Consider the following 26,209-nt stretch of genomic DNA (forward strand, 5'->3'; position numbering starts at 1 on the left):
CGGACGTGCGAAAAGGCCTATTTCTTCTCTTCTTCGTCGACAGCTTGCGGCGGATCGGTCACGTCTTCGGCTTCTACGATTTCCGCTGGCACGACCTCAGGGGTTGACGACTGTCCAACAATCAATGGCAGCATTTCGGTGCCAACCGGCATCGCAACTTCACTGGTCGGAGGTGTCTTCCACGACAGGGTATCGAAGGATCCGCAGTTGTCGCAGGTCGCGCGCCACTGCGCATGAATGTTCTGGCAATTGTCACAGATCCATTGCGGCCCCCTTGGCGCTGTCAAAGCGCGGGTCAACCATCCGCGCACAACTGAATCGTCAGCACCCTCACCGCGCTCGATCGCCGCCATCAGCGTCAGCACGCGCGCGGAGGGGTCTTGATCGACCAAATCAGCAATTGCGCGGCGCGCCTCGGGGAAGTCTTCTGCCGCAATATGCAGCTCTGCCATCAGCATTTTGGTCTCAGGATGGTTTGGCGTTGTTTTCGTCAGCGCCTTGAACCGCTTGAGCCGCTCGGTCGCGTTCTCGTCCGGTGCGATTTCAGCATAGGCGGCTGCAATGTCGGGATGTGGCTGCACGCCCCAAGCTTTGGTCAGCACACGAGCGGCGTAGCGGCTGTTTCCGTCGCCGATATATCCTTGCGCAGCCATGATCGCTGCCGGGATCAGGTCTGGGGAAAGACGGTTTGCCTGAATAGCAGCCTCGCGCGCCTCAATCGTTTTGCCCTCATCAAGGACATCGCGCGCTTCTGACAGGGCCAGAACAGCATCACGACGTTTATGCACGTCCCGCGGCAACCCGCCGGATTTCAGCTTTGCTGCAAGTGTTTCGCGCGCACCGCTCCAGTCGGATTTCTCCGCCTGCAGCCGCAACAAAACATCTTGCGTTTCTTCGTGTCGTGGCTTCAGCGCGAACGCTTTCTTGGCAAGTTCGAGCGCCAGGTCCGTATCACCCTCCGAAAGCTTCTGTTTCATGATGCCACGCACACCGACAAAACGGGTTTTGTCGTCGATAAGCAGCTTCTTGTAGGTCTCCTCTGCCTTGCGTCGGTCACCTGTCATCTCAGCCGCCTGCGCTGTGAGCAGGTTCGTCAGTTGCGGCTGCTGCAGGTATTTTTCCGCGCGGGCGGCCTTTGTCATGGCCAGATGACCTTCGCCAGAGGCAAGCGCCATCATCCCCTCGCTCAGGGCCTCATAACCCTTTCGCTCGCGATTGCGGTCGAAATAGCGCGAAATCGCAGTTTCATCGCCATTGAGGAATTTGAATGTCGCGACCAGCAGCGCCAGAAGCTTCAATCCGACCCAGACTGCTACGATCAACGCAACAAAGGCGAAGACCATCTCGAGCGGGCTCAACGTGAATTCCTGTCCTGCGACGTCAATCGTGGCGCCACCGTCAACTTCCATAAGCTGCGTGCCGCCATAGGTCAGCGCAGTGATAGCGGCGACAAATGCAAGGATTTTAATGAGAGACCAAAGCATATTCAGCGCCTTTAATTATCAGAAAGGTTTGAAGAAAGGACATCGACGGCTGCCACTGCACTCGCGCGGGCTTCTGCCTGTGCAAGCCAGTCCGACATTTCAGCGCGGGCGACCTCTGGCAAGGCACTGAGTTCTGCAAGCGCATCAGACAAACGCCCACTGCGCAACGCGGCTTCAGCCCGAGAGAGTACGGCATCCGCATCATCGCCGTCGCGTGGTGCGGTTGACCTGACATCAAACTGGTTGCGCAGGAATGCGCCGAAGCCTGTCGTCGCTTCACCTGCAACGCCTTCTGAGCGTGCGGTTGCGAGCGCTTCGCGCGCAACCTCAGAGAAGGAGTCCTGCAATGCTGGCAATGTGACAACACCATCCTCGACAGCCAGAAGAGCGTCGGGGACAGGCTCATCCAACACCTCTTCGAGGTCTGCGAGTGCTGCACCGATTGGTGCACCGCTTTCCATTGCAGTCTGGATCCGCGCCAAAGCCGCACGGGCCGCAGCGTTCCGGGCAGCGGCAGCAGCGTTTTCCTCAATCGCAGCGGCTGCAGCACGGGCCTCGTCCAGTTCCGCTTGTGCTGCATTTGTCATATCGGCGATCTGCGCACGCAGCGCATCCATTTCGGCAGTGACCGCGGCGCTTGCTTCGGGGTCACCTGACGGCACAGCAGCAGGACGACTTTCAAGATCTTCTATACGCGCAGCAATATCGGCGATCGACGCCGAAAGATCGTCAAGCCGCGCATTCATCGCTTCTTCGATCTCGGACGTATCGAAGTTGGGCTGCGTGTCCAACTGCGCCTCCAGGGCTTCAATTGCAGCCCCTTGTTGCGACAGCGTAACCGCAACCCCATCATCAGAAGTGGGCGTTGTCAGCGTTGCGACCGCATAGCCAATGGCGCCCGCAAATAATCCGCCCAGCGCCAAAGGAAGGAAACTGCTCATACCTGTCTTGGGCGGCGGCGTTGTGCTTTTAGGTGCCGCATCGACAGGTCTCTCGTTCTGCACCGGTGGCACGGACGGAGCCAGTGTCGGTTCCTCAACGGCGGGGGCTTCATCAGGGGCAGGATCCGAGTTTGAGGCATGCACTTCGGGTGGAATCGCATCAACATGCGGATCAGACACACCAACCGATTCGGTAGAGTCTGGGGCCGTTTCAGTTGTTTCGTCCGTCTTCTTGGACCTCTTTTGGTCCTTGGTTGGCTGTTTTGCCACGTTTTCACCCTTTCACCGCCCCCACCCGCCAAAATGCGCAGGTGATACAACAGAGTAGCCCGCCTCCCTCCGACCCTCAAGCAAGCTGCGACATTCTGTCAGCTAAGATCGAGCGCCTTCAGCGCCTGCACAACCGCGTCTGTCATGGAAGCGGCATCAGGTTTCTTTGCCAAACGCATCTCCGCGACAGGTCGTTCCGCCGTCGCGTCCTGAACTGCCTTGCTCATCGCAACGAGAGACAAAGGGGCTTTGAACGGCCCTTGTTTCATAAATATGTCGGCTGTGCGCGGTGAAAAGAGGGGGACGACCACGGGTGCGCTTTGATCAAGGCACTCGCGCGCCTCTGGTGAGAGAGCGAGAGCTTTCTGCTCATAGGCAACAACATCATGGCAGTTCAGGCCCGCGTCTTTCAATTTTTCGGCAATCTGCCCCCGCGTATAGGTGCCGCGAATATGGGCAAGCGTGCCTTCAGGACGTGCACTAATGATACTTGAGGCCAGACCATGCGCGTCGCCCGGACCTGTGATTGCCGCAAATCCCGATTCTCCTGCGGCTTCTGATGTCTTTTGGCCGACACACCATGCGGTGCGTCCATCATTGAGCCCAAGTCGCTTGGCTGCTCTGACGCCATGCAGTGACGTCAAGATGACCGCGTCTGCCTTTGGCTTGGCTACCTCGAAGAAACAGATCTCCAAAAGTGGCGACCCGATGACCTTTAGAGCCCCCTGAATGCGCGCTTCGACGGTCTTTGCAAAAGGCGCATTCTGACCCTCCGGTCGTGTCAGCAAGAGAGTGGGGGTCATCGAGGCACCATTGTTTGCGCGTATCCACAGTGTTACCTGCGTTGCACCAACACGCAACCGGACAAGCAATGACCGACGCACTGACGATTTTGGGCATCGAAAGCAGCTGCGATGATACCGCGGCAGCGGTCGTGCGCGGTAACTCGGTCCTTTCGAATGTCGTTTACGGCCAGACATCTTTACATGCAGACTTTGGCGGTGTGGTGCCCGAGATTGCTGCCCGCGCGCATGCCGAAAAACTGGACCATGCTGTCGAGGAAGCCTTGAGCATCGCCCAACTCAAGCTGGCGGACCTTGATGGCATTGCCGTGACAGCCGGACCGGGCCTGATCGGAGGCGTCTTGTCAGGCGTGATGTGCGCCAAGGGTTTGGCTGCGGCGACAGGTCTTCCGCTTGTTGGTGTCAATCACCTGGCCGGTCACGCCTTGACGCCGCGCCTGACAGATCAGATTGCCTATCCTTATCTGATGTTGTTGGTATCTGGCGGGCACTGCCAGTTTCTGATCGTCAAATCCCACGATGAGTATGAGCGGCTCGGAGGCACGATTGACGATGCTCCTGGCGAGGCCTTCGATAAAACCGCCCGTCTTCTCGGCCTGCCCCAGCCAGGCGGCCCCTCAGTTGAAAAGGCGGCGGCTGACGGCGACCCAAAACGTTTCCCTCTTCCCCGACCGCTTTTTAATCAGGCAGGATGCGATATGTCATTCTCTGGATTGAAAACAGCGATCCTGCGTGCACGTGACGCCGTTGTTGCCGAAAAGAATGGCCTGACCGTCAAAGATCAATCTGATCTGGCGGCAAGTTTTCAGGCGGCAGTGGCGGATGTCCTGATTGAGAAGACCCGTCGCGCGGTCGACAGCTATCTGCGTCTGTCACCTGATGCGCCTAGCTTTGCCATTGCTGGCGGCGTTGCGGCCAATGGTGCGATCCGGCAGGGGCTTATGGACCTTTGTCAGAAAGCGAATGTGTCATTTATCGCGCCGCCACTCCGTCTTTGCACGGACAACGCAGCAATGATTGCCTATGCTGGACTCGAGAAGATGGCCGCTGGCGAACAAGACGACCTGTCTTTCTCCGCACGGCCGCGCTGGCCGCTTGATCAGCGGGCAACGCCCATGCTTGGCTCAGGCAAGAAAGGGGCGAAGGCATGAAGATCGGGATCGCGGGCGGAGGCGCATTCGGCACTGCACTGGCCGTTGCGCTTGCCCTGAACGGCAGGCAGGTGACGCTTTGGGCGCGGGGTGGTGACACAGTTGACCAAATAGTTCGATTTCGTACCAACTCGCGTTTGCCCAACATTGAGATACCTCCGAGTGTCGAAGCTTCGACCGAAATCGCACCATTGCTGACCTGTGATACGATCCTGATAGCGATACCCGCTCAGACTTTACCGGGCTTTCTTGCTGAACACCGGGACAGTCTATCTGGGAAGGCGCTGGTCGCCTGTTGTAAGGGCATCGACCTGACACGGATGACCGGGCCCGCGACGACGATCCAAGACGTTGTTCCGGGTGCGACCGCTGCAATGCTCACAGGACCGAGTTTTGCAGCCGACATCGCAAAAGGATTGCCGACAGCTTTGACCCTCGCCTGCGGTGATGATGCGCAGGGACAGGTTCTGCAAAAGGCACTTTCGACAAATAGCCTTCGCCTATACCGAACGACCGATACGGTTGGCGCGGAATTGGGTGGCGCGTTGAAGAACGTCATGGCAATCGCGTCAGGGATCGCGATTGGCGCGGGTTTTGGCGAAAGCGCACGCGCGGCGTTGATTACGCGCGGATTTCCAGAGATGCAGCGGCTCGCACTCCAACTCGGTGGAGAGGCCGACACACTGGCCGGATTGTCTGGTTTCGGTGACCTCGTTCTGACGTGCACGTCAGATCAGTCCCGCAACTACCGCTTTGGGCTGTCATTGGGCCGGAACGAAAGCTTTGACAAAACGACCACGGTTGAAGGTGCGGCCACTGCCCGCGCCGTCAAACAACTGGCACAAACTCGCAAGATCGACATGCCAATCTCGACGGTTGTTGCCGATCTCGTTGACGGCCACACAGACATTCGCACAGCACTTGATACATTGCTTTCACGTCCACTGAAGGAGGAATAGATGCGATTTGCGCTGATGACAAAAGACAAGCCAGGGGCATTGCAGACGCGGCTCGACAATCGGGAGGCTCATCTCGCCTACATAGCCGAGACCGGTGTAGTGGAAATAGCCGGCCCCGTGCTGGATGACGAAGGCCAGATGTGCGGCTCGCTGATTATCCTTGACGTAGACGACCTGGTGACAGCGCAAAACTGGGCTGACAATGATCCCTATGCCAAAGCGGGCCTTTTCAGTGAAGTTACACTGCGTGCCTGGAAGAAGGTGATCGGCTGATGGCCTACTGGCTGTTTAAATCAGAACCCGACGTCTGGGGTTGGGATGCGCAAGTTGCAAAGGGCGACAAAGGCGAGCAATGGGACGGCGTGCGCAATTATCAGGCCCGCAATAACATGCGGGAGATGAAACTGGGCGAGAAGGGATTCTTCTACCATTCACGCAGCGGCCTTGAGATCGTGGGTATTGTCGAGGTCTGCGCAGAGGCACATCCGGATACCACCACTGATGACCCCCGTTGGGAATGCGTCGATATCAAAGCACTTCGTCCCTTTACCGTGCCAGTCAGCCTTGATGCCATCAAAGCCGATGAACGTCTCTCGGACATGGTGCTCGTCAAAAATTCACGCCTTTCGGTCCAGCCGGTGACAGAACAGGAATGGCAAATCATTTGCGAGATGGGCCAAACGGACCCCTAGTCGCATTGAAAAAACACCGTCATAGTTGTGCCAAGCCAGCTTGAGAGGGAACTATGGGTGTTATTTCGGTCATCGTCGCGGCCGCCGCCGCGTTTGCCTTTGGGGCAGCATACTACATGGTTCTGTCAAAACCATGGATGGAAGCGGCCGGCGTCGAAGTCGGGCCTGACGGACAGCCCGTCAATTCGGGAAATCCGATCCCCTATGTGGTGTCTTTCGCCTGTATTCTACTTGTCGCTGGAATGATGCGGCACAGCTTTGTCCTGTCCGGGATTGATACGGTCGGCAAGGGCATCATGTCCGGACTGGGCGTGGGACTGTTTCTGATCACACCGTGGATTTTCATCAATGTCGGCTATTCCAACCGGCCTTGGAAACTGGCGGTCATCGACGGAGGCTATGCAACTGCCTCGGCAACGATCATCGGATTTGTTCTGACAGTGATGTAAGCTGATATCCTCGCTGCCGCAGTTAAGTTGTCTGCGGTGTGTGGGTTATCATAGCAAAACGCCCGCCGGAGGGCGGGCGTCGGAACCGTCGTTCGAGAAAACTGATCAGTTATAAACTGACTCTTTGCCGAAGTGTTTTGTGAGCATGTAGTACACCACTGCGCGGTACTTGTTCCGCTCTGACTGGCCATAGGTCTCAATGACAGACTGAATGGCTTCATCAAGCTTGGGACTATCAGAGAGACCGAGCTTCTTGATCAGAAAGTTGTTCTTTACTGTTTCAAGCTCGCCAGGCTGACTGGCAGCAACTGTCGCAGAGTCTGCATTATAAATCGACGGGCCGCACCCGATTGTCACCTTGGTCAGAAGATCCATGTCAGGCGTCATCCCGCACTTGTTCTTCAGATCATCTGCATACTTCTCAATCAGTTCATCTCTTTTACCCATTAAGCTGTGTCCCCATTGCTAAAGTTGTTCATTATAACGCGTCGCGCTTTGCGGCGTTCCTGAGAAGGTAAGATGCCTGTTGCAGAGAGGCAAAGAAAAAAGAAACACAGAAGAAAGCCGGTCCTACCGGCATCCACCCCACCCGCGCGACTGCAAATGAAAGTGGTCGGCGTGTAATCTGTTGTAATCAGGCGATAAGGTCAGTTCGAACCAGTCACATGCGCCGTCGCGAACCTGTCGGAGAAAATCCGCCGCTGCTGCTGAGTCACCATCCCAGTCTTTCACCAGCCTGATGCGACGCCCGTTTTCGAGGTCAAAACCGCTGATGTCGATTGCGTTTGCAGTGGCATGCGTGCTCATCCGCGAAGAGGTACCGCGCGGTGTACGGATCTGCCTGCAACTGTAGCTGCCAAAGTGGCGAATCGCACTGACCCGACTACCAAGGTGCGTTAACGCTGCTGGCTGGAGTGAATGCTCTTCCCACATCGCGAGGCGAAGGGCGATTGCGCAGCGGGTTTCCAACGGATCAACTCGGGCGCTGCCCACTGCCGACACGTTCACGCGATCTCTGATGAAGCATTGCTCGCTCTCTTCCAACGGCGACATGGCCGCCACGCGTCCAGCCGCGTCCATCGTCGCAAGACAGGCGGCATAGTTCTTGGCTGTCCTGTCCAGTTTCCAACTGGTCAGCGGCGTTACGGCATCACTGACCTGCAATGGTGTTGTCGGGTTCCAAGCCGAAGGCAGCGGCGTTTGCGGGTGCGTAAGCAGCAGATAAACACCGTAGGCGAGCAAACCCGCAAAAGAAAACGCCGCCAAACCACTGAGAATGGCGAGGCTGCGTCCTTTTCTTTTCTGTCGTTCTTCGCTGGCACGCTCTGCGATTTGTTGCCGCCGACCATGCCTCATGCGCGTTTAGTACCGGTAATGCTCAGGCTTGAACGGACCCTCGACAGTCACGCCAATATAATCCGCCTGATCCTTTTTCAGTTCGGTCAGCTTTACGCCGATACGCTTGAGATGCAGACGGGCGACTTTTTCATCGAGGTGCTTTGGCAGGATATGCACGCCGATTTCGTAGTTGTCGCCATTGTTCCAAAGCTCCATCTGGGCCAGAACCTGATTGGTGAACGATGCAGACATCACAAAAGACGGGTGACCGGTAGCATTGCCAAGGTTCAGCAAACGGCCTTCGGACAGCAGGATCAGACGGTTGCCGGACGGCATCTCGATCATGTCCACCTGTTCCTTGATGTTGGTCCATTTGTGGTTTTTCAGCGCAGCAACCTGAATCTCGTTGTCGAAGTGGCCAATGTTGCCAACAATCGCCATGTCCTTCATCTCGCGCATATGCTCGATCCGGATCACATCCTTGTTGCCGGTCGTCGTGATGAAGATATCAGCGGATTCAAGTTCATCTTCCAGAAGAACAACCTCGAACCCGTCCATTGCGGCCTGAAGCGCGCAAATCGGATCAACCTCGGTCACCTTGACGCGCGCGCCAGCGCCACGCAAGGATGCGGCAGAACCTTTACCGACATCGCCATAACCACAGACGACCGCTACCTTGCCTGCCATCATGGTGTCAGTCGCACGACGGATACCGTCCACCAGTGATTCCTTGCAGCCGTATTTGTTGTCAAACTTCGACTTTGTGACCGAGTCATTGACGTTGATTGCAGGGAAAGGCAGTTGGCCCTTTTTATGCAGGTCATAGAGACGATGCACGCCTGTCGTGGTTTCCTCAGACACGCCTTTGATCGCTTCCTTGGTTTTGGTGAACCAGCCGGGGCTTTCTTTCATGCGTTTAAGGATTTGCGCCTTGATCACGGCCTCTTCTTCAGATTGAGGAACAGGGATGATTTCTTCGCCAGCTTCAGCACGGGCACCGAGCAAGACATAGAGCGTGGCATCCCCGCCATCATCAAGGATCATGTTCGCGCCTTCAGAGAACATGAAAGACTTGTCGAGATAGTCCCAATGCTCTTCCAAGGTCTGTCCCTTGATGGCGAAGACCGGGATGCCGGCCTCGGCAATTGCAGCGGCCGCGTGATCCTGGGTCGAAAAGATGTTGCAGGATGCCCAGCGCACGTCGGCACCCAAAGCGACCAGAGTCTCAATCAAGACGGCAGTCTGGATCGTCATGTGCAAAGAGCCGACAATCCGCGCACCCTTGAGTGGTTTGGCGTCGCCGTATTCTTCGCGGAGCGCCATCAGCCCCGGCATCTCTGTTTCGGCAATATCAAGCTCTTTGCGGCCAAACCCTGCGAGATTGATATCCTTGACGACGTAGTCTTTCATTGGTTGCCTCCTGCGGCACGGATATTTGAGTTCATTGCGCTGATAGCAGGGTGGTTCTTGACCGACAATGGCAAGGCGCCTGCCCTGATCAATTGCGATATAGCACCCAAATTAAGAAGTCATGTCTCTGAGGCGGTTTACCGCGCCACCGCCTCGCACTATCCCTAGTTCCGCACCACAACCGAGGTCACGATGCCCAAAGCTCAGCCCCGCGCTTGGCAGCGCATGCTTTCAGGTCGCAGGCTCGACCTGCTTGATCCCACGCCGGTCGATATCGAGATCGAAGACATCGCCCACGGACTGGCATTTGTGGCGCGTTGGAATGGGCAGACAAGCGGCGACTACGCTTACTCGGTTGCTGAACACTCTCTGCTTGTGACCGAAATCTTCAGCAGCCAGAACAAGAATGCCCCTGTGAAGTGGCAGCTTGCCGCGCTTCTGCATGATGCGCCAGAGTATGTCATTGGAGACATGATCAGCCCGGTCAAAGCTGCGGTCGGGCCAGGCTATGGTGCGCTTGATGAAAGGTTAACTGCAGCGATCCATCTGCGGTTCGGACTGCCCGCACAGATACCCGTCTCTATCAAGCGACAGATCAAACGGGCCGACCGCCTGTCTGCTTGGCTTGAGGCTGTTCAGATTGCAGGCTTCTCACGGACCGAAGCCGACAAATTCTTTGGCAAGCAGGATCCCGAATTGGCCGATCGCCTTGCAATCAAGTTGAGACCACCAGTAGAGGTGCGCAAAGCCTTCACCGAGCAATACTTCACACTTGCGCGCCGCCTGTGAACTGAGACCACTCAACCGATAATTAAGTTATCCAGACGACAAGGAGCCTAAGAAGTTGGGATTCTTGTATGTCGCGCCGCTTGAGGAAACTGAAACGGAAAATCGCGCGAGGGGCGTTAGGTAACCCCTCACGTATCTGGTTGCAGCATGCTCTCGCCATCCTGACTGTATTGGGTTTGGCGGTCGCCACATACTTCTTCAACGGTTTAGCCATTGAGCGCGCCAAACTCGCATCTGACGGGATGAATACGTCGAACGCGCAGTTGCTGCATGCGCAGGAAACCATCGCACTGGTTGAGAATTGGCCAGCGCCAACAGACCCCGATGCGCGGGAACTCAGACAGGCTGTCCAGAAACTGCTTGCGGCCACAGAGAAGAGCCGAAACCAACTTTCGCGGGTGAGCCACGAAGACGGCGACACACATGAAATGTTCGATGAGCTATCCGAGCGCATTGAGGCATTTGCGGCACTTGCAATGGCGGTCCCTGGCTTAAGCGTTGGCGACGCAATGGAGACGCAAGAACGGATTCAAGACATCTACTGGAACGGCGGTTTAAGAACTGAAATGATCGCTGCGTCAGCAGCGTTTGCACGCATTGTCGAGGAAGAGGCCAACCATCTTTTGCGCCTGCGCGACGCACTCCTTATTGCGTCAGCTCTGATTATTCTCGCGGAAGCGGTTTTTGTATTTTGGCCAGCGCAATACACGGTGAAATATACGATCAGACGGCTTCAAAGGCAGAAAAAGGTTCTGCAAGCCTCACGGCGGCGACTGAAACTGGCGAATGAGCAACTGGAACATATGCTCACGCACGACCAGTTGACCGGCCTGCCCAATCGTAGCGCCTTGGCAAGGTTTATTGAAAAGGCGACCCAATCTGACGCGACGACTGAACTACATATGTTCCTTGTAGGCCTCGACGGTTTCAAGGACGTCAACGACACAGCCGGTCATGACATTGGTGATCGTCTTCTGGTGAAAGTGGCACATATCTTGCAAACATCCGTCAACGATGAGGATTTTGTGGCGCGCGTCGGCGGCGATGAATTCGTACTGGTCTGCTACGAAACACCGGATTCGGTGCTCGACCGGATCAAATCAGTCCTGTCACGCCCGATTGTGATATCCGGACGCCGCCTGAAAGTCAGGGCAAGTATAGGCTTTCTCGCGGTGGATGGATCGACACAAAAACCAATGGATATCCTGGCAGAAGCAGAGGTGGCAATGTTACTTGCAAAGTCCGAAGGCGGAGACTGCGCGCGGCTCCATCTGCAGAGTATGCGCCACGACAGAAGCGACTTTCAAAAACTCCAGTATGAACTGCGGGATGCGATCCAGACCGGGCAAATTGAACCTTGGTTTCAACCTCAGTTCTCTTTGCAGAATGGCCTTCTTCACGGTGCAGAGGTTTTGGCACGATGGAACCATCCTGAGCGCGGACTGATCATGCCGGTCATGTTGTTCAAGGCTGCCGAAAATGCTGGCTTGATTGTCGAGCTCGACCACGCTGTCTGGCGCGCAGCGCTGCAACAGGCAAAGCGGTGGCAGGATCGGCATCTTTGGACACCGCGTATTTCACTCAACGCTGCACCTGAGACCTTGGCCGACCCAAACTTTATTGAAAGGTTCTTGTTTTCACTCAATCGATCGGGGCTCGCTGAGGATCAGGTCCTCATTGAGGTGTTGGAGACGACACTGATCAAAAGCTCTAGCGACATGGCCGCCATCAATATCGACCAGCTTGCGGAATGCGGGATCGGACTTGAACTGGATGACTTTGGCACTGGCTACGCGGCACTTTCAAAGGTTGCGCAGCTTCCCATTACCGGCCTCAAGCTTGATCGTTCGCTTGTGGCACCACTGCCCGACCCGACTGCTGATTCCGTGGCCCGCGCCGTTCTTGCACTTGCTGCTGAACTCGGCTTGCACGTCGTTGCTGAAGGTATCGAACATAGCACCCAAGCTACCCATCTGGCCGCGAGGGGCTGCCAGATCGGACAAGGTTTTGGTTTCGGAAAGCCAATGGCGCCTGATGCCTTTGGCAAATGGCTGGAAAAGCACGCAAACCGGCCATCAGAATTCGCCTTTCAAAAGAGCGCCACTTCGCGACGGGCTTGAGGATTCAGCTGGCAGCCCGTATCTGAACATCAAGTACTTCGGAACAAGGGGCGACCATGGCGAATTATCTCTATCAGAAAGACTTGCCAGCGGACCTCGACCTTGGGCCAGTCGTTGCCATCGACTGTGAAACGATGGGGCTAAATCCTCATCGAGATCGTTTGTGCCTGATCCAGATGTCATCCGGTGACGGCGATTGCCATCTTGTCCAAGTCCACAAGGGCCAAACTGAGGCTCCCAATCTCTGTGCGATGCTTGAGGACCCAAACGTTCTGAAGCTTTTTCACTTTGGACGTTTCGACATTGCTGCAATGCACAACGCCTTTGGCGCAACCGCCGCGCCTGTCTACTGCACGAAAATTGCGTCGAAACTCGTGCGAACGTTCACTGATCGCCACGGATTGAAGAACCTTTTGCAGGAGTTGCTGCAAATTGACATCTCAAAACATCAGCAACAAAGCGATTGGGGCGCGCAGAACCTCACAGAGGCACAACTCGATTATGCCGCGTCTGACGTCCTTTATCTGCACCGGTTGCGTGACAGGCTGGACAGGTTGCTCGAACGTGAGGGGCGGACTGAAATTGCCCAGTCTTGTTTCGATTTCCTACCGACGCGGGCAAAGCTCGATCTGGCAGGCTGGCCAGATACAGACATTTTTGCGCACTGATGGCTGACAACGACACATTTCTGGCGACCGCCAAGGCGGTCATCCAGACAGAGGCGGACGCCTTGCGGGTACTCGCCGACAGCCTCGATCAGAATTTTGCCGACGCGGTGGCACTACTTTTGGGCGCGACAGGGCGGGTGATCGTCTCAGGCATGGGAAAGTCCGGTCACATCGCACGCAAGATTGCAGCAACATTCGCAAGCACAGGCACGCCGGCGCATTTTGTTCATCCAGCTGAAGCCAGTCACGGCGACTTAGGAATGATGACCAAAGGCGATGTCGTGCTGGTTCTTTCCAACTCGGGCGAAACACCCGAACTGGCGGACCTCGTCGCCTACACACGGCGTTTCGGCATCCCGATGATCGGGGTTGCCAGTAAACTTGAGAGCACCTTGCTTACCAGGGCAGATGTGCGGCTTGTCCTGCCCCAACTGGGTGAGGCCTGTGGCACCGGCGTTGTTCCAACAACGTCGACGACGATGACGCTCGCTTTGGGTGATGCACTGGCCGTGGCGCTGATGAAGCATCGACAATTTACGCCTGAAAACTTCCGCGAATTTCACCCCGGCGGCAAACTCGGTGCGCGATTGTCGAAAGTCTCCGACCTAATGCACACTGACGCGTCTGTTCCGCTGGTCCATGCCAGCACTTCGATGGGCGAAACCTTGTTGGTAATCAGCCAAAAAGGTTTCGGCGTTGTGGGTGTCGTCGATGACGACGAAAGGCTGATCGGAATTGTGACAGACGGGGATTTGCGGCGGCACCTGGACGGGCTGCTTGATCACACCGCGGGTGACGTTATGACGGCAAATCCCAAAACCGTGTCACCAGAGGCCCTCGCCGAGGAAGCAGTCGCGCTGATGAATGATCGTAAGATCACCTGCCTGTTTGCTGTTGACCCACAAACCGACCGCAAAGTTGCGGGGCTCTTGCATATTCATGACTGCCTGCGCGCCGGGATTGTTTGACGGTGGAACCGAACGACAACCTCTATTCGCAGTTTGTCGGATGGGCCAAGATCATCCTGCCACTGTGCGCAATTGCATTGCTTTCAACACTGTTTCTTTTTGCAAGAAGCGCAAACGACACAGATGAAGTCGCAATGGCTGAGGTTGAACAGATCGCGCGGGAACAAAGGCTGGCTGCACCCGAGTTTTCAGGATTGACAGATGACGGATCGACGGTGGTGGTTTCTGCAAAGTCGGCACAGCCCGACCAGAACAATCCTGACACAGTTATGATTTCAGATATCGGGATGCGGTTGAACACGACCGAAGGTATCCAGATTGACGTGACCGCGGTGTCGGGAGAGCTCGATGGGCGCGCACGCGTCGCACAATTTCTGGGCCTAGCAAGGATCGAGACCTCGAACGGCTATCAACTTGAGACAAACGGGTTGATCGCCGATCTTGGATCCGGCGTCGTGACGTCAGATGGCCTTTTGGAGGTTCGCGCCCCTTTCGGTGAAATCACGGCCGGAAATGTGCGGTTCGAAGTCACCTCCGAAGAGGTGGGCCAGCAGATGGTGTTCACCAATGGCGTGCGGCTGCTATATACAGGCCAAAGGCCATGACAAAGGAAGCGCAGAGATGACAAGAATTTTCGCCTTGGGCGTGACTTTTGTCATGGGTTTCGCCTCTCTCGCGCAGGCGCAGACAAATGTCGATCTCGGGGGCCTGACTGTCGACAATACTGCCCCCATTGAAGTGACAGCAGACACGCTGTCCATCGATCAAGATACCGGTATCGCGCGGTTCGAGGGCAGCGTAGTTATCGGCCAAGGTGATTTGCGCATTACTGCCGGTAGCGTCGAAGTCGTCTACGGCGCCGATACATCAGAAATCGCTCAGCTTGTTGCGGCCGATGGCGTCACTTTCGTCACGGCAACCGAAGCCGCTGAAGCGCAAGAAGCGGTCTATGATATTGAAACGGGCCTTCTTACACTCACTGGCGATGTCTTATTAACCCAAGGACCCAGCGCCATTGCGGCAGGACGCATGGTGATCAATGTCACCACAGGAAGCGCGACGATGGACGGCCGGGTGAGAACCGTATTGCAACAAGGTGACGGCGAATGACCGACACTGCGCAATTCACTGTCACTGATGGTTCCCAAGGTCTGGAAATCACCAACCTTCGCAAAAGCTACCGCAAGCGCCCGGTCATCCGGGATGTGAGCATGCATCTTGGCCGCGGCGAGGTTGTTGCGTTGTTGGGTCCGAATGGGTCAGGCAAGACGACCTGCTTTTATTCCATCGCGGGTCTTGTCACCCCCGAAGGTGGCCGTGTTGCGATTGATGGGCGCGATGTTACCGCCTTGCCCATGTACCGTCGTGCAAAACTGGGTATCGGTTACCTGCCGCAAGAAATGTCGATCTTTCGCGGGCTGACTGTTGAAGACAATATCCTGGCCATTCTCGAAATAGCTGTCCCGGACCGCCATCGCCGACGCGAACGCCTTGAAGAGCTGCTTTCAGAATTTTCTATCGAGCATTTGCGGCGGGCATCGGCCTTGGCCTTGTCAGGCGGTGAAAGGCGGCGGGTCGAGATTGCACGATGCCTCGCAGCCGGACCAAAATACGTATTGTTCGACGAACCCTTCGCGGGTGTAGATCCGATTGCAGTTGGCGAAATCAGACATCTTGTCGCCGATCTAAAGAACCGTGGAATCGGTGTTCTGATCACTGATCATAATGTCCAGGAAACGCTTCAAATCGTTGATCGCGCCTACATCTTACATGACGGCAAGGTCCTGATGAGCGGCACGACACAAGAGGTTGTGCAGGACGAAAACGTGCGGCGCGTATATCTCGGCAATAACTTCCGCGTTAATTGATTCTTTTCAGCGCGTTAACGACTGTGTCGTTGACAACACCCTCGATTTCATCGCCAAATGAAGGGGATGATGACGCGACGTTTCCATTCCGCTCGACCATCGGCACCTTGCCGGACAAAGCGGCTTAAACTCAGGAAATCGCGTTCATACTTCATAACGTAGTGTCGGGATTTGGTGCATGGGCAACTGTTCATGCACTCCTGTCAATGAACGATCAAAGGAGGAATGATGCGTTACCAAATCAGCGGAAAACAGATCGACATAGGCGAGGCTCTCCAGACCCACGTTAAGACGGAACTGACCGATATTGTGAGCAAATATGCCGGTCGCCCGACCGAGGCCATGGTGACTTTCTCAAAGTCGGGGCATGAGTTTGTCTGCGAAACCGTTGTCCACCTTTCAACGGGTCTGAATGCTTCCGCGACAGGTAAGGCGCATGAAATTTACGCCGCATTCGACTCAAGCTCAGAAAAGATGGATAAGCAGCTTCGTCGATATAAGCGCCGCTTAAAAGACCACCATCGCGAGCGATCACAGCCAGTTGAACTTTCGGATGCGGGGTCATATATCCTCGAATCAAGGGACGAGTCGGAGGACTCCGAACAGGACGCATCAAACCCCATGATCGTCGCCGAGATGGAGGCAAAGATTCCTTCTTTGTCGGTCGGTGAGGCGGTGATGCAGATGGAGCTTTCGAGTGCGCCTGTTTTGGTATTTCGGAACGAAAAACATAGCGGAATAAACGTCGTTTACCGGCGTGATGATGGAAACATTGGCTGGATTGACCCGCGAACAAATGGGTCGGCATAGCCACCTGAAAACAAGAGACGCGTTCGATGCGAATGAGCACGATACTTAGGGCTGATGCGGTCAAATCGATTTCTTCCTGCACCAGCAAGAAGCGTCTTTTCCATGATCTGGGTGAACTGGCAGAAGCCAGCTATGGTTTGTCAGCAACCCAGGTCATTGATGCTCTGATCGAACGCGAAGGGCTTGGCCCGACTGGCGTTGGCCATGGCATTGCACTGCCACACGCGCGCCTGACAACTGCGTCAGAGGTGTGTGGACTGTTTCTTCGTTTGGAAAAGCCGATCAACTTTGACTCCGTCGACCGTCAGCCAGTCGACCTCGTCTTTGCTTTGATCGCACCTGAGGATGCGGGTGTTGACCACCTCAAGGCACTTGCACTGGTGTCGCGGACGCTCCGCGATCAGGCAATTTGTGCAAAGCTGCGGGCCAATAGCGAGGCAGCGACATTACATACAATTCTGACCGAGGTTCAGGCATCACAAGCCGCCTAGGCCCAATCGCGAAAGCCGAAGATCTCATAGTCTCGTGCATACGCGGCGCGAGCTGCTTTTTCGATTTCCAGATCGTAGATCTCGTCAAGCCAATCCTGATATGGATGCCTTGCGTTGATGAATTCGGGCACCCCGGACTTGCCAATTGCCGCTGCAAGACTGGGCAAAGCCGTGTGAAGCTCCTCTTCCCGCAACACGGCATCCGGGCAAGCAAACTGCGTGACGCCATGCAGTAGGGCATGTTGGCTCGCCCAAGTCGGATCGACACGGATGCTGGTCTGCCCCGAAATATTCAACCGTAAGAATTTCAGAAAAGCGGCAAACGCAGTTTTGTGTGCTTCAAGGTCATAGCCGTCTTCGCGTGTCATTGACGGCGCTTCTTGCGGGATCGGTAGCTTGTGGACGCGACGCAGGTTTGCTCGAATTTCCGCGAAGCGCCCATTCTTGTCGATCAGGATCCGGTCGCAGAAAGCGGCGTGTGCTCTGGCGACGGGGTGGCGCACCACTGTGAAACTCCGGTGCGGCAGGTGCTGTTCGTACCATTCTCTCAGGCTGCGCTGTGTAAATTTTGCCAGCGGCTGGACACCATCAAGCCGTTCCAGCCATTCTTTTACTGCAGCATCCGGGCCGGATTTCAGAGGGGCATATAACAAACCTGATCGCCCTGCCGCGATATAGGATGGAATAGATGGGCCGCGTTGCGGCTCAAAGCTGGACATACCCCAAAGACCAAACCAATCAACCTCCTTGAGGGTCTCTGACATTTCATCAAAGTTTTTTATTTTGATTTTTTGACTTTCAGGGTTTTGCTTTTTAATTTTTTTCTTGATCCTACCGAGTTTATTTTGCGACTGCAGAAAACCCAGCAAACCGTTCAAAACCTCAACATCCTGAAGATCATCGTAGTCAAGCTGGAATGCCGTCTGGCCGGTCACTTGCAACTTGCGCAGGAGTTCTTTCTGAAATCCAGTGATTGCATCAAGATGGGTCCGAAACTCTGAAATATCGAAAGAGATCGGTTGCGATTTTGAATGTGTCGCGTTCGTGAGTTTCCATTGTCCGGTAGCTTGCGCGATCTTCCAACTTACAAAGCTGTCCAGCGGATTGCGTCTGAGGATGACTTTGGCACAACGGGGGTCTTCCAGGCACGCTTGCACGATACGCGGATCATGATTGTGAAAGAGGCGAAAGCCCGCCATCGCGTCGCTTTCCTTGATCCTTTCGAGAAGCACAAAAGGTTTCGCTTCCCGTTCCTCCAGCGTGACCCCCAACAGCGCCTCCGTCTTTGGTGATCCAATGAAAGATGGATTGAAAGCCTCGCCATGGCTGGTGACGCCTTCAACGTGGTTCAGGTTTTCTTCAAGGAAGTTTGACCCCGTGCGCATCTCGGCCAGAATAACGAAGTAATCGAAACGGCTCATTTCCCGGCCACGATGTAAGGTTTGCGGCGTGATTGCCGACGTCGCGTCTGCACCGTTAGCGCGGTGATGTCACCGGTGAGGAAAGGGTGCATCCCTTGGTTCTTGAGATCTTGCAAGAATGCCGCAAGGCCTTCGATATCGGCCATGCGAGGTGCCTCGGAAATTGCCCGCCCCTTGTGCCCTGCGATTTCATCAATGATCGTCTGCAGAACATCCATCGGTGCCTCGACAAATTCGGCGAGCGACATGATCCTGACGCGGGCGCGAACCTGTGGCGACCGCAAGACTTTCAGAAATTTGTTCTCGATACGCTGCAATCGAGCAGCCTCTGCGCGCACCTCACTGGCCGACCTTCCAGACAAGAATAACGGAACCGACCAAGCGCCGGTGACAACCCAGATACTGGCATTTGTATCCTTGGCCAGGGTCCAGCAAATTCCTTGGCTGTCGGCGGGGCCAAACTGAAAACAGTGATGCTTTTCACGGGCGTTCCAAATCAGGTTCGTCAAAAACATCTTGGGATTGTAGTCCCGCAGGCGCGGATGGTCTGACAAGCCGCCCCTGTACAATTCAACGCCATCGGCGAAGTGTACCCGATCACGGGCAAAAAGATGGCCATGTACTTCTGCGCCGGTTCTACGTGCAAGCCACCGTTGGAAATCAGGGAAAATATCATCAAAACCCTGTAGAACCGCGTAAGGCGAGGCGGTCAGAACCGCTTGCCGGTCACTGCTGGGAAAGCGGCTTTGCATGAAGAGACCGGGCCGACCATAGGTGCGGCGTTCAACAGCTTGCGAGAACAACCGATCAACCGCCCCGGTATTGGGTTCAGCATCAATTTGGTCCGGCGCACTCGGCTGAGGAAAAGTTTGAAAAAGGAGTTCGGCATCTCGCCAAATCTTACGCGCGACAAAGCAACCTGACCTCTGCAATAGCTCAAGATGGTCATCAAAGAAGATGTGCGGCTTTCCCTGGTGATCAAACTTTGCCAGCGTAAGTGACTTACTCTCGACGCGCCTTGCATGCATGCGGACGAGGCTTTGGTAATAGCTTTCGTCGGGGATCCAGACGCTTTTGAAGTAACGGTCATACGCTGGGCGTTTTGGGTCTTGTAGGATGGCCTCAAGCGTTTGCCGCGTCAGACACCACCACTGCGACCCCATATGGGGAACCAATCCTTCAGGAAGGGCGCGCCGGTAGCCCACGAGTTGCTGCAAACGAACTGCGAGGTCGAACAGCTTGCGGTTCTTTTTCCAGGCGAAAGGGAAACGCAGCGTGAATCGTTCGCGGTCAAGGCCTCCAACAGTCCAGGGGACATCAGCAGTGGTCGCGCTTTCGATGAAGTCTGTATCCGGATGCCGGGCAAGATAGGCCTCAAGTTCAGAGACGGGCCGCAAAGGCATACAGGCCCCAGAGGCGAGATATACATGGCTGACCGAAGGAAACTCATCGAGCATCAGCGTTGCGGCCGATTGCGTTGCTTCAACGAGACCCCAGGTCCCCCACTCACACCGAGACCGGCTGGCAAAACGAACATCCGGCAGATCGGAAATTGCATGCACAAAATGGTCGTGTGTTGCGGGCTCAACGTTTCGATCAACATGGATCACAACCGGACAGCCGCCTTCGGCCCAGCGGCGCACCATCTGTTCAGCGCGATCAAAGGCCGTATGGACCAACATGATGACACCAAGCGTCATGCCCAATTTCCCTTCGACATCAGCCCCAAGATCTCCAGCTGCCGCCAGTTGATGTATTGCTCGCTCCATTCACACCAAAGGTCTGGGTCAGCTCCGTGGCGTTCGGCATAAGTCTTGTATTCCTTTCCGCCCTTATAGTGTTCCCCGCGCTCCGCCTCCTCACTGGCGCGTTCCACAAATGTGTTAAGGAACTTGGCGTGGAGCAGAATGCCGGACGTCTTTTCACCACCCTGTTGGTCATAGACAAGGTTCAGGCCACGCGGCAGCATCATATGTGTTGAGCTCACGTAGGTGTAGGGCTTCCGCCACTTTACAAATGGGATTTTATTGAGCGCGGGCGCCTGCTTGGGTTTGCCTGCGAAAAATGCTCGCGCACGTGGCCCGCCTTGGATCCACAGATTGCGCAACAAGGCATTTCGCGAAATGACGTAGTTGCCTGGGTCAAACCAGCACGCGGTTTTAAATGGGTCTTCACCCGCCTTGTAATTGGTGCTTCCAACCGGCCCTTTGGGATACATGTCCAAAAGCATCGCGCCGAATGAACGCACCTGCGACGCGTCTAACCAATCAGCCAGCGCCCGGATTGGCCGCGTGTCACAGAATGGGTAGACAAAGAATTCATCAACATCGACTGTCAGCGCCCAATGCCCCGGCGCATACTTTCCTTGCAGATAGGTCAACCAGTCCATGCCAAAGCGTGAGTCGCCATAGGCGCCTTTTGTCGTCCAGAGCGAAACATCAGGTTGTTTCAGAACGTAAGCTGCGCCTTCGTCCTGGCTGTCATTATCGACCATGATAAAGTGATTGACGCCAAGGCGGCGGTAGTAGGACAGGAAGTACGGGAGCCGCACGTCTTCATTACGGAACACGCAAAACAAGAGGATATCATCAGGGGCGATGCGCTTGGTTCTGTTCGCAACCTCCCGTAAGTCGCGGCCCTTTTGCAAAGCGCGTAGGCGCCAACGCTTTCTTTGCCAACGCAACCGGTATGAGGTCAAAATTCCCAAGGTACGAAACTAGTCTCTGTCTAAGAATAAAGCCTGCATATCAGACCCAATCCCCTTTTGACATCAACCCGCATTCGACAAGTTTTTGCGGTCCATCATAGTACGCGGCGTCCTTGTGCCAGAGGGTAATGCCACTCGCCAGACGCCGGTGGTAGTCTTGGTAAAGTGTCGTGTTTTGAAAATGCTGTTTTCTTTCCAGTTCCTCGGCCGACTTCTCAGCGATGATCGGCAGAAACTTCGTATGAAGTAGTGCGCCGCTCGCTTTCGTTTTCCCCTCAAGGTCGAACGAATCGTGAAGATGACGGGGCAACATCTGATGCGTCGAACTTACGTAGGTGTATCGGCGATTCCAGCGCACCAGCGGGGTCTTGTTCAAAGTCGGTGAGCGTTCTGGTTGATCTGAAAAGAATACGCGTTCCCTGACACCGCCCTGAATCCAGGTGTTGCCGTAGTATGCGTGAATGCTGCTTCGGTAGTTACCTTGATCGAACCAGCTAAGGGTCTCTGTAGGATCATCACCAGCGCGATAGGAACTGCCGCCCAACGGGCCTTTCGGGTAAAGGTCCACCATCACTGCACCGAATGATGATCTTTGTTTGGTGTCCAGCCAAGAGGTCAAATTGCGTAAATCGCGCGCTTCGCAATCTGGATAAACCAGAAGTTCATCCGCATCGACCGTCAGACACCAATGCCCATGACCAAATTGCCAAAGCAACCAACCCAACCAGTCCATACCGAAACGGGAGAGCCTGTATGAATGCGCGCTGTGCCAGAGAGAGACATCGGGTTGCTGTCGCAAAAATTCGGCCGTCCCGTCAGAGCTTTCGTTGTCAACGAAGAAAAAGTGGGTCACCCCAAGCTTGCGATAGTAGGCAAGGAAAAACGGCAGCCGCAACGCCTCATTACGCACGGTAGAGAACAGTAAGATGCTATCGCGCCTGATGTCGCTGGTCCGATCCACGATAGATGTAATCTCGTGCCGTTTCCGCCAGATACGGAACAGGAAACGCCGCCTTTTCCAACGCAACCGATAGGCACCTGACAGTCCCGGCAAGCCCTTGTCTGAGCTCAACGCCATCCGGCGAAGTCCTATTGCGCCGCCTGCCTTGTCGCGTGCATTTCCGAGAGAAAGTCAGAGAATTCATCCCGCAGGTCTGGACGCGACAATGCAAAGGCGACTGTCGCCTGCAAAAAGCCAGCCTTCGATCCGCAATCATATCGTTGCCCGTCAAATCGGTAGCCATATACATCGCGTCCAGCAGTGATTTCCGCTGCGATGGCATCGGTCAGTTGAATTTCACCGCCCGCACCGCGTTCGATATCCTCAAGATTTCGCATGATTTGGGGTGTCAGGATGTATCTGCCAATGACCACGAGGTTTGATGGCGCTTCGCCAAGTGGCGGTTTTTCCACCATGCCTTGCACCCGCGCGAGCGGGCCATTCTGTTCAGCGACGTCGAGCACACCGTAAAGCGAAGCTTGTTGAGGCGATACTTCCATTGCTGCAACCATCGCGCCACCTGTTTCCTCATACGCCTCAACCATCTGCTGCAAACAGGGTTTGGGTCCGGAGATCACGTCGTCCGGCAGCATGACAGCAAACGGTTCGTCACCGATCAGCTTGCGCGCACAGGCAACAGCATGGCCAAGGCCAAGCGCCTTGTGCTGGCGAAGATAGGCAATCGTGCCACTTTCCATGTTGGTTGCCTGCAAAACCTCGAGCAGATCTGTCTTTCCTGCTTTTTCAAGCTCTGCTTCAAGATCGGGAGATACGTCAAAATAGTCTTCGAGCGCAGACTTGCCGCGTGCCGTGACGAATATGAAGTCCTCGATCCCGGCGGCACGCGCTTCATCGATTGCATATTGGATCAACGGACGATCAACCAAAGTCATGATTTCCTTAGGAACCGACTTTGTCGCAGGCAAGAAACGTGTCCCCAGCCCTGCGACGGGAAAGATCGCTTTGGTCACTTTTCTCTGCATTTCTCTGCCCATTTGCTGCGATTCAGATTTAGCATCCTGCATAGCCGGTTAGTGCGACGACATTAAGACGGCATGAACACATAATTCCGATTAAACCGCCACACGAAAGGCGATCATATGATGTCAGCTCCGAACCCTAGTCCAGTCCCATGTCCTGCATCATTGCTTCGATCCGCGGAACATCTTCCGGGTTATTGAGCTCCCAAAACTGGCGCCCCCGTGCCTCGACCTCGACGCAAAGCATTGGAACCCCGCGCTCAAGGAAGCGCAGTTGCTCAAGACCCTCCAGATTTTCCAAAGGTCCGGCCGGCCAAGTGGCGTAGGCACGCAGGGCATCAGGCCGGTAGGCGTAGACACCCACATGATGAAAAACAGGGGTTTCGTCAGTATCTGCAAAGGTCTGCCCAGTGTAGGGAATGACCTCTTTGGAAAAGTACAGCGCGTTGTTGTCGGTTCCAAAGACTGCTGTTGTGCCACCGACCCGGCCTGCGCGGCGGTCCGCCAGAAATCCGTTGAGGGCACGTCCATCTGTGCGCAAAACCGGCGTTGCGACATCAGCGTCAGGGTTCTCTCGAAGTCCCGCGATAAGATCCTCGACGAACCACGCAGGCGTAAGAGGGGCATCGCCCTGTAGATTGACGATAACATCAAAGTCTCTACCCAGATTTGATAGGGTTTCCGCGCAGCGCTCAGTCCCGTTTGCGCAGTCAGTCGAGGTCATGGCAACTTCAGCTCCGAATGCGCGCGCCGCATTGGCTATCCGTTCGTCGTCGGTTGCCACGACAACCTGATCGACACCATTGACCGATATCGCCGCTTCCCACGAGCGTTGGATCAGGCTTTTTGACTTTCCGCCTGCCCCGCGCAAACCGACCAACGGCTTTCCCGGATATCGCGTGGAGGCATAGCGGGCCGGTATCGCAATCAGAACAGACATCACGCTTTCTCCAGATTTACGCCGGGCGCAAAGGCGATAAAGAACGGGTTTTCAAATCCTGCCTTGCCGTACGTCAGCGGAGTATGGTCATCAAAGCGGACGACTTTTCCGCCTGCACCGTGCAGTACGGCATGTCCTGCCGCGGTATCCCATTCCATGGTGCGACCAAGCCGAGGGTAAATGTCCGCCTCTCCTGTCGCAACAAGGCAAAATTTCAGGGATGAGCCCGCACTCTTCATGTTAGCAGCCGCGTATTTCGAGATATAATCGTCCGTCGCCTCATCCCGGTGCGACTTGGATGCGACAACAAGCAACGCTTCGTTATCAGGATGCGACACCGAGATCGGCTGTGTTTGCCCGATTTCGTCTTTCGCGAATGGTCCTACTTCTTCGACCGACTGGCCGTTCTGGTCGGTGTAGAACAATCTTTCCTTTGCTGGCGCATAGACCACACCGCGCACCGCCTCGCCTTCGACGACATATGCGATGTTGACGGTGAAATCGCCGCGCCTCTTGATAAATTCTTTGGTGCCATCCAACGGATCAACAATCAGGAAGGTTTTAGCGGTCAGCTCATGTGATGCCGCTTGCTCCTCGGCCACCAGCGGGACCGTCGGAAAGGCGTCTCTGAGGCCGGCACTGATGATTGCATCCGCTGCTTCGTCAGCAGCCGTGACCGGACTGTCATCACCCTTTGCACGAACGTCGAAGTCGTCAGCGGCATAGATTTCCATGATCTTGTCGCCAGCATCGAGAGCGAGTTTGCGCATGACGCGGGTCAGGGCAGCGTAGTCCATCAGGTCTTACCTTGAGTTGATCCGTTTTCTGCAGTCGCTTATGGTCTCTCGATAGCAAATCAGCAAGTTTGCTGGGCTATGTTGGCAGCGGAGCCACGGCATCGGATAAAATGTTTCAAACCAATCGCATCCATCGCAACAAGGTCAGCAGCTTCTTTGGCATCGTGTCGGTGATTTACCACACGATTGTGCAGAATATCCGCGGTGGCCATCGCAATGCCATTGTCGGAATTCTCGTGGTGATCATGCGCAGCGTTATTCTGGTTGGCGTCTTTTTTGTCATGTTCCAGCTGATCGGCGTCAGGACGTCACCAATCCGCGGCGACTTCATCCTCTACATCATGACAGGAATTTTCCTCTATCTCACGCATGTCATGACCGTCCGCCAATTGGCCCAAGCTGTTAGCCCGACATCGCCTTCGATGATGCATAGCCCCATGAACACGGTCATTTCGTTCATCGCGACCACGTTCAGCATGCTTTACCAGAAGACACTGGCGATCGGCATCATGCTCCTTGCCTATCACCTTCTCATCAACCCGATTACCATCGACAAGCCGATCGGCGCTTACGGGATGCTTCTGCTTGCCTGGGGAAGCGGCTGTGCGGTGGGGTTGATTTTTGGCGTCCTGACACCGTGGTTCCCCAACGCTATGCCCCTGCTGATGCAGTTCTACATCCGTGCAAACATGATCGCTTCTGGCAAAATGTTCTTGGCCAACTCTCTGCCCGCAACGATGGTGGCTTGGTTTGACTGGAATCCGCTGTTTCACGCGATTGATCAGGCGCGCGGTTTCGCTTTCCTGCACTACACGCCGATGAACTCCCAAATCGCTTATCCAGTGATTTTGACAATGGTGCTTTTGTTGATCGGCTTTATGGCGGAATTTTTCAGCAGGCAGCATGCATCTGTCAGCTGGTTTGCTGCCAGATAGTAAATATCTGGCGCTCATTTAGCTACTTCAGGGCTTGCGCGGCGTGACGGGCAAAGAATCCGCGTTTTTCCCTCTTTCACGCCTGTGTGACTGGTTGCAGCACCGAAAACCCAACCCTATATACGCCAAGATCGAGTTTTCAGGCGGTCAGCCTGTCTTCTCACTATGAAACTGGCGTGGATGCCGAAACGGGTTCATGCCGCTCAAACCGCCTAAAG

General features: G+C 55.3%; 28 protein-coding genes. 15 read left to right on the plus strand and 13 right to left on the minus strand.

All coding sequences use genetic code 11. The features are described from left to right. Positions 1–17: 17 nt before the first annotated feature. The 3 genes from BM316_RS11120 to BM316_RS11130 form a co-directional block, all read right to left on the minus strand. Positions 18–1,484 (minus strand): heme biosynthesis protein HemY, encoded by a 1,467-nt coding sequence (locus tag BM316_RS11120; protein ID WP_090208364.1) that lies wholly within the window; start codon positions 1,482–1,484, stop codon positions 18–20. An 11-nt stretch (positions 1,485–1,495) separates the two neighbouring features. After that, the gene (locus BM316_RS11125) at positions 1,496–2,605 is read right to left on the minus strand and encodes a COG4223 family protein (RefSeq protein ID WP_131802576.1); all 1,110 of its coding nucleotides are present in this window, start codon (positions 2,603–2,605) and stop codon (positions 1,496–1,498) included. A 188-nt stretch (positions 2,606–2,793) separates the two neighbouring features. After that, the gene (locus BM316_RS11130) at positions 2,794–3,498 is read right to left on the minus strand and encodes a uroporphyrinogen-III synthase (RefSeq protein WP_242649884.1); all 705 of its coding nucleotides are present in this window, start codon (positions 3,496–3,498) and stop codon (positions 2,794–2,796) included. Between the two features lie 68 nt (positions 3,499–3,566). On the opposite strand from BM316_RS11130, the gene tsaD reads away from it, so the two are divergent. From tsaD to BM316_RS11155, 5 genes are read left to right on the plus strand one after another with little or no spacing between them, the layout of a single operon-like run. After that, the gene (tsaD, locus tag BM316_RS11135) at positions 3,567–4,649 is read left to right on the plus strand and encodes a tRNA (adenosine(37)-N6)-threonylcarbamoyltransferase complex transferase subunit TsaD (protein WP_090208370.1); all 1,083 of its coding nucleotides are present in this window, start codon (positions 3,567–3,569) and stop codon (positions 4,647–4,649) included. Next, positions 4,646–5,608, plus strand: coding sequence for an NAD(P)H-dependent glycerol-3-phosphate dehydrogenase (locus BM316_RS11140; protein WP_090208373.1), 963 nt, complete (start codon positions 4,646–4,648; stop codon positions 5,606–5,608). Before tsaD ends, BM316_RS11140 begins: the two co-directional genes overlap by 4 nt. After that, complete coding sequence (locus tag BM316_RS11145; RefSeq protein WP_090208377.1) at positions 5,609–5,881, plus strand: YciI family protein; 273 nt, start codon at positions 5,609–5,611, stop codon at positions 5,879–5,881. Then, a complete protein-coding gene (locus BM316_RS11150; protein WP_090208378.1) occupies positions 5,881–6,300 on the plus strand; it encodes an EVE domain-containing protein in 420 nt (139 codons plus the stop codon). Before BM316_RS11145 ends, BM316_RS11150 begins: the two co-directional genes overlap by 1 nt. 53 nt (positions 6,301–6,353) lie before the next feature. Further along, positions 6,354–6,749 (plus strand): DUF1761 domain-containing protein, encoded by a 396-nt coding sequence (locus tag BM316_RS11155; RefSeq protein WP_090208381.1) that lies wholly within the window; start codon positions 6,354–6,356, stop codon positions 6,747–6,749. A 105-nt stretch (positions 6,750–6,854) separates the two neighbouring features. Here the strand turns inward: BM316_RS11155 and BM316_RS11160 are convergent, their stop codons facing one another. The 3 genes from BM316_RS11160 to ahcY form a co-directional block, all read right to left on the minus strand. Then, the gene (locus BM316_RS11160) at positions 6,855–7,196 is read right to left on the minus strand and encodes a DUF2853 family protein (protein ID WP_090208384.1); all 342 of its coding nucleotides are present in this window, start codon (positions 7,194–7,196) and stop codon (positions 6,855–6,857) included. Between the two features lie 123 nt (positions 7,197–7,319). Continuing rightward, positions 7,320–8,105: an extensin-like domain-containing protein gene (locus tag BM316_RS11165; RefSeq protein ID WP_090208387.1), complete on the minus strand. Its 786-nt coding sequence runs from the start codon at positions 8,103–8,105 to the stop codon at positions 7,320–7,322. A gap of 6 nt (positions 8,106–8,111) precedes the next feature. After that, complete coding sequence (gene ahcY, locus BM316_RS11170) at positions 8,112–9,497, minus strand: adenosylhomocysteinase (protein WP_090208390.1); 1,386 nt, start codon at positions 9,495–9,497, stop codon at positions 8,112–8,114. 225 nt (positions 9,498–9,722) lie between these two features. On the opposite strand from ahcY, the gene BM316_RS11175 reads away from it, so the two are divergent. The 9 genes from BM316_RS11175 (at position 9,723) to BM316_RS11215 (ending at position 17,211) form a co-directional block, all read left to right on the plus strand. Next, the gene (locus tag BM316_RS11175; RefSeq protein WP_090208393.1) at positions 9,723–10,286 is read left to right on the plus strand and encodes an HD domain-containing protein; all 564 of its coding nucleotides are present in this window, start codon (positions 9,723–9,725) and stop codon (positions 10,284–10,286) included. 68 nt (positions 10,287–10,354) lie between these two features. Next, a complete protein-coding gene (locus BM316_RS11180) occupies positions 10,355–12,406 on the plus strand; it encodes a putative bifunctional diguanylate cyclase/phosphodiesterase (RefSeq protein WP_090208396.1) in 2,052 nt (683 codons plus the stop codon). 56 nt (positions 12,407–12,462) lie between these two features. Then, positions 12,463–13,074, plus strand: a complete 612-nt coding sequence (locus tag BM316_RS11185; RefSeq protein ID WP_090208399.1) for a ribonuclease D — start codon at positions 12,463–12,465, stop codon at positions 13,072–13,074. Continuing rightward, complete coding sequence (locus tag BM316_RS11190) at positions 13,074–14,042, plus strand: KpsF/GutQ family sugar-phosphate isomerase (protein ID WP_090208401.1); 969 nt, start codon at positions 13,074–13,076, stop codon at positions 14,040–14,042. Before BM316_RS11185 ends, BM316_RS11190 begins: the two co-directional genes overlap by 1 nt. Before the next feature lie 2 nt (positions 14,043–14,044). Then, complete coding sequence (locus BM316_RS11195; protein ID WP_090209410.1) at positions 14,045–14,647, plus strand: hypothetical protein; 603 nt, start codon at positions 14,045–14,047, stop codon at positions 14,645–14,647. Between the two features lie 16 nt (positions 14,648–14,663). Further along, positions 14,664–15,152 (plus strand): LptA/OstA family protein, encoded by a 489-nt coding sequence (locus BM316_RS11200; protein WP_090208404.1) that lies wholly within the window; start codon positions 14,664–14,666, stop codon positions 15,150–15,152. Beyond that, positions 15,149–15,910: an LPS export ABC transporter ATP-binding protein gene (gene lptB / locus BM316_RS11205; protein WP_090208407.1), complete on the plus strand. Its 762-nt coding sequence runs from the start codon at positions 15,149–15,151 to the stop codon at positions 15,908–15,910. The genes BM316_RS11200 and lptB overlap by 4 nt, the downstream gene beginning before the upstream one ends. Positions 15,911–16,138: 228 nt before the next feature. Next, complete coding sequence (gene hpf / locus BM316_RS11210) at positions 16,139–16,720, plus strand: ribosome hibernation-promoting factor, HPF/YfiA family (RefSeq protein WP_090209415.1); 582 nt, start codon at positions 16,139–16,141, stop codon at positions 16,718–16,720. A gap of 26 nt (positions 16,721–16,746) precedes the next feature. Further along, positions 16,747–17,211 (plus strand): PTS sugar transporter subunit IIA, encoded by a 465-nt coding sequence (locus BM316_RS11215; RefSeq protein WP_090208409.1) that lies wholly within the window; start codon positions 16,747–16,749, stop codon positions 17,209–17,211. On the opposite strand, the gene BM316_RS11220 is transcribed toward BM316_RS11215, so the two are convergent. The 7 genes from BM316_RS11220 to cysQ all read right to left on the minus strand — a co-directional run bounded on the left by BM316_RS11220 (position 17,208) and on the right by cysQ (position 25,056). Beyond that, entirely contained in the window at positions 17,208–18,146 is a 939-nt protein-coding gene (locus tag BM316_RS11220; protein ID WP_375342241.1) for a sulfotransferase family 2 domain-containing protein, read from the minus strand. The genes BM316_RS11215 and BM316_RS11220 overlap by 4 nt on opposite strands. A gap of 482 nt (positions 18,147–18,628) precedes the next feature. Then, positions 18,629–20,332 carry a DUF5927 domain-containing protein gene (locus tag BM316_RS11225; protein ID WP_090208415.1) on the minus strand — a complete coding sequence of 568 codons (1,704 nt, stop codon included), beginning with the start codon at positions 20,330–20,332 and terminating at the stop codon, positions 18,629–18,631. Then, entirely contained in the window at positions 20,329–21,339 is a 1,011-nt protein-coding gene (locus tag BM316_RS11230) for a glycosyltransferase family 2 protein (protein ID WP_165606584.1), read from the minus strand. Before BM316_RS11230 ends, BM316_RS11225 begins: the two co-directional genes overlap by 4 nt. A gap of 40 nt (positions 21,340–21,379) precedes the next feature. Beyond that, the gene (locus BM316_RS11235) at positions 21,380–22,300 is read right to left on the minus strand and encodes a glycosyltransferase family 2 protein (protein WP_311135666.1); all 921 of its coding nucleotides are present in this window, start codon (positions 22,298–22,300) and stop codon (positions 21,380–21,382) included. Between the two features lie 128 nt (positions 22,301–22,428). Then, on the minus strand, positions 22,429–23,322 hold the full coding sequence (gene galU, locus BM316_RS11240) for a UTP--glucose-1-phosphate uridylyltransferase GalU (protein WP_090209418.1): 894 nt from the start codon (positions 23,320–23,322) through the stop codon (positions 22,429–22,431). Between the two features lie 136 nt (positions 23,323–23,458). After that, positions 23,459–24,259 carry a 3-deoxy-manno-octulosonate cytidylyltransferase gene (gene kdsB / locus BM316_RS11245; RefSeq protein ID WP_090208421.1) on the minus strand — a complete coding sequence of 267 codons (801 nt, stop codon included), beginning with the start codon at positions 24,257–24,259 and terminating at the stop codon, positions 23,459–23,461. Next, positions 24,259–25,056 carry a 3'(2'),5'-bisphosphate nucleotidase CysQ gene (gene cysQ / locus BM316_RS11250; protein ID WP_207493681.1) on the minus strand — a complete coding sequence of 266 codons (798 nt, stop codon included), beginning with the start codon at positions 25,054–25,056 and terminating at the stop codon, positions 24,259–24,261. Before cysQ ends, kdsB begins: the two co-directional genes overlap by 1 nt. A gap of 110 nt (positions 25,057–25,166) precedes the next feature. Between cysQ and BM316_RS11255 the strand changes: the two genes are divergently transcribed. Further along, complete coding sequence (locus BM316_RS11255) at positions 25,167–25,991, plus strand: ABC transporter permease (RefSeq protein WP_090208426.1); 825 nt, start codon at positions 25,167–25,169, stop codon at positions 25,989–25,991. Positions 25,992–26,209: the final 218 nt, after the last annotated feature.

Origin of the sequence: Yoonia litorea (assembly GCF_900114675.1) — a bacterium.
GTDB classification, from domain to species: domain Bacteria; phylum Pseudomonadota; class Alphaproteobacteria; order Rhodobacterales; family Rhodobacteraceae; genus Yoonia; species Yoonia litorea.

Bases quoted from the DNA above. Each gene is read 5' to 3' on its own strand.
- BM316_RS11155 (WP_090208381.1), top strand. From the start codon at position 6,354: ATGGGTGTTATTTCGGTCATCGTCGCGGCCGCCGCCGCGTTTGCCTTT.
- tsaD (WP_090208370.1), top strand. From the start codon at position 3,567: ATGACCGACGCACTGACGATTTTGGGCATCGAAAGCAGCTGCGATGAT.
- galU (WP_090209418.1), bottom strand. From the start codon at position 23,322: ATGCAGAGAAAAGTGACCAAAGCGATCTTTCCCGTCGCAGGGCTGGGG.
- BM316_RS11225 (WP_090208415.1), bottom strand. From the start codon at position 20,332: ATGACGCTTGGTGTCATCATGTTGGTCCATACGGCCTTTGATCGCGCT.
- BM316_RS11180 (WP_090208396.1), top strand. From the start codon at position 10,355: ATGTCGCGCCGCTTGAGGAAACTGAAACGGAAAATCGCGCGAGGGGCG.
- BM316_RS11160 (WP_090208384.1), bottom strand. From the start codon at position 7,196: ATGGGTAAAAGAGATGAACTGATTGAGAAGTATGCAGATGATCTGAAG.
- kdsB (WP_090208421.1), bottom strand. From the start codon at position 24,259: ATGTCTGTTCTGATTGCGATACCGGCCCGCTATGCCTCCACGCGATAT.
- BM316_RS11255 (WP_090208426.1), top strand. From the start codon at position 25,167: ATGTTTCAAACCAATCGCATCCATCGCAACAAGGTCAGCAGCTTCTTT.
- BM316_RS11150 (WP_090208378.1), top strand. From the start codon at position 5,881: ATGGCCTACTGGCTGTTTAAATCAGAACCCGACGTCTGGGGTTGGGAT.
- BM316_RS11175 (WP_090208393.1), top strand. From the start codon at position 9,723: ATGCTTTCAGGTCGCAGGCTCGACCTGCTTGATCCCACGCCGGTCGAT.
- BM316_RS11130 (WP_242649884.1), bottom strand. From the start codon at position 3,498: ATGACCCCCACTCTCTTGCTGACACGACCGGAGGGTCAGAATGCGCCT.
- BM316_RS11215 (WP_090208409.1), top strand. From the start codon at position 16,747: ATGCGAATGAGCACGATACTTAGGGCTGATGCGGTCAAATCGATTTCT.
- BM316_RS11120 (WP_090208364.1), bottom strand. From the start codon at position 1,484: ATGCTTTGGTCTCTCATTAAAATCCTTGCATTTGTCGCCGCTATCACT.
- BM316_RS11145 (WP_090208377.1), top strand. From the start codon at position 5,609: ATGCGATTTGCGCTGATGACAAAAGACAAGCCAGGGGCATTGCAGACG.
- cysQ (WP_207493681.1), bottom strand. From the start codon at position 25,056: ATGGACTACGCTGCCCTGACCCGCGTCATGCGCAAACTCGCTCTCGAT.
- BM316_RS11165 (WP_090208387.1), bottom strand. From the start codon at position 8,105: ATGAGGCATGGTCGGCGGCAACAAATCGCAGAGCGTGCCAGCGAAGAA.
- BM316_RS11190 (WP_090208401.1), top strand. From the start codon at position 13,074: ATGGCTGACAACGACACATTTCTGGCGACCGCCAAGGCGGTCATCCAG.
- BM316_RS11140 (WP_090208373.1), top strand. From the start codon at position 4,646: ATGAAGATCGGGATCGCGGGCGGAGGCGCATTCGGCACTGCACTGGCC.
- ahcY (WP_090208390.1), bottom strand. From the start codon at position 9,497: ATGAAAGACTACGTCGTCAAGGATATCAATCTCGCAGGGTTTGGCCGC.
- BM316_RS11185 (WP_090208399.1), top strand. From the start codon at position 12,463: ATGGCGAATTATCTCTATCAGAAAGACTTGCCAGCGGACCTCGACCTT.
- hpf (WP_090209415.1), top strand. From the start codon at position 16,139: ATGCGTTACCAAATCAGCGGAAAACAGATCGACATAGGCGAGGCTCTC.
- BM316_RS11200 (WP_090208404.1), top strand. From the start codon at position 14,664: ATGACAAGAATTTTCGCCTTGGGCGTGACTTTTGTCATGGGTTTCGCC.
- lptB (WP_090208407.1), top strand. From the start codon at position 15,149: ATGACCGACACTGCGCAATTCACTGTCACTGATGGTTCCCAAGGTCTG.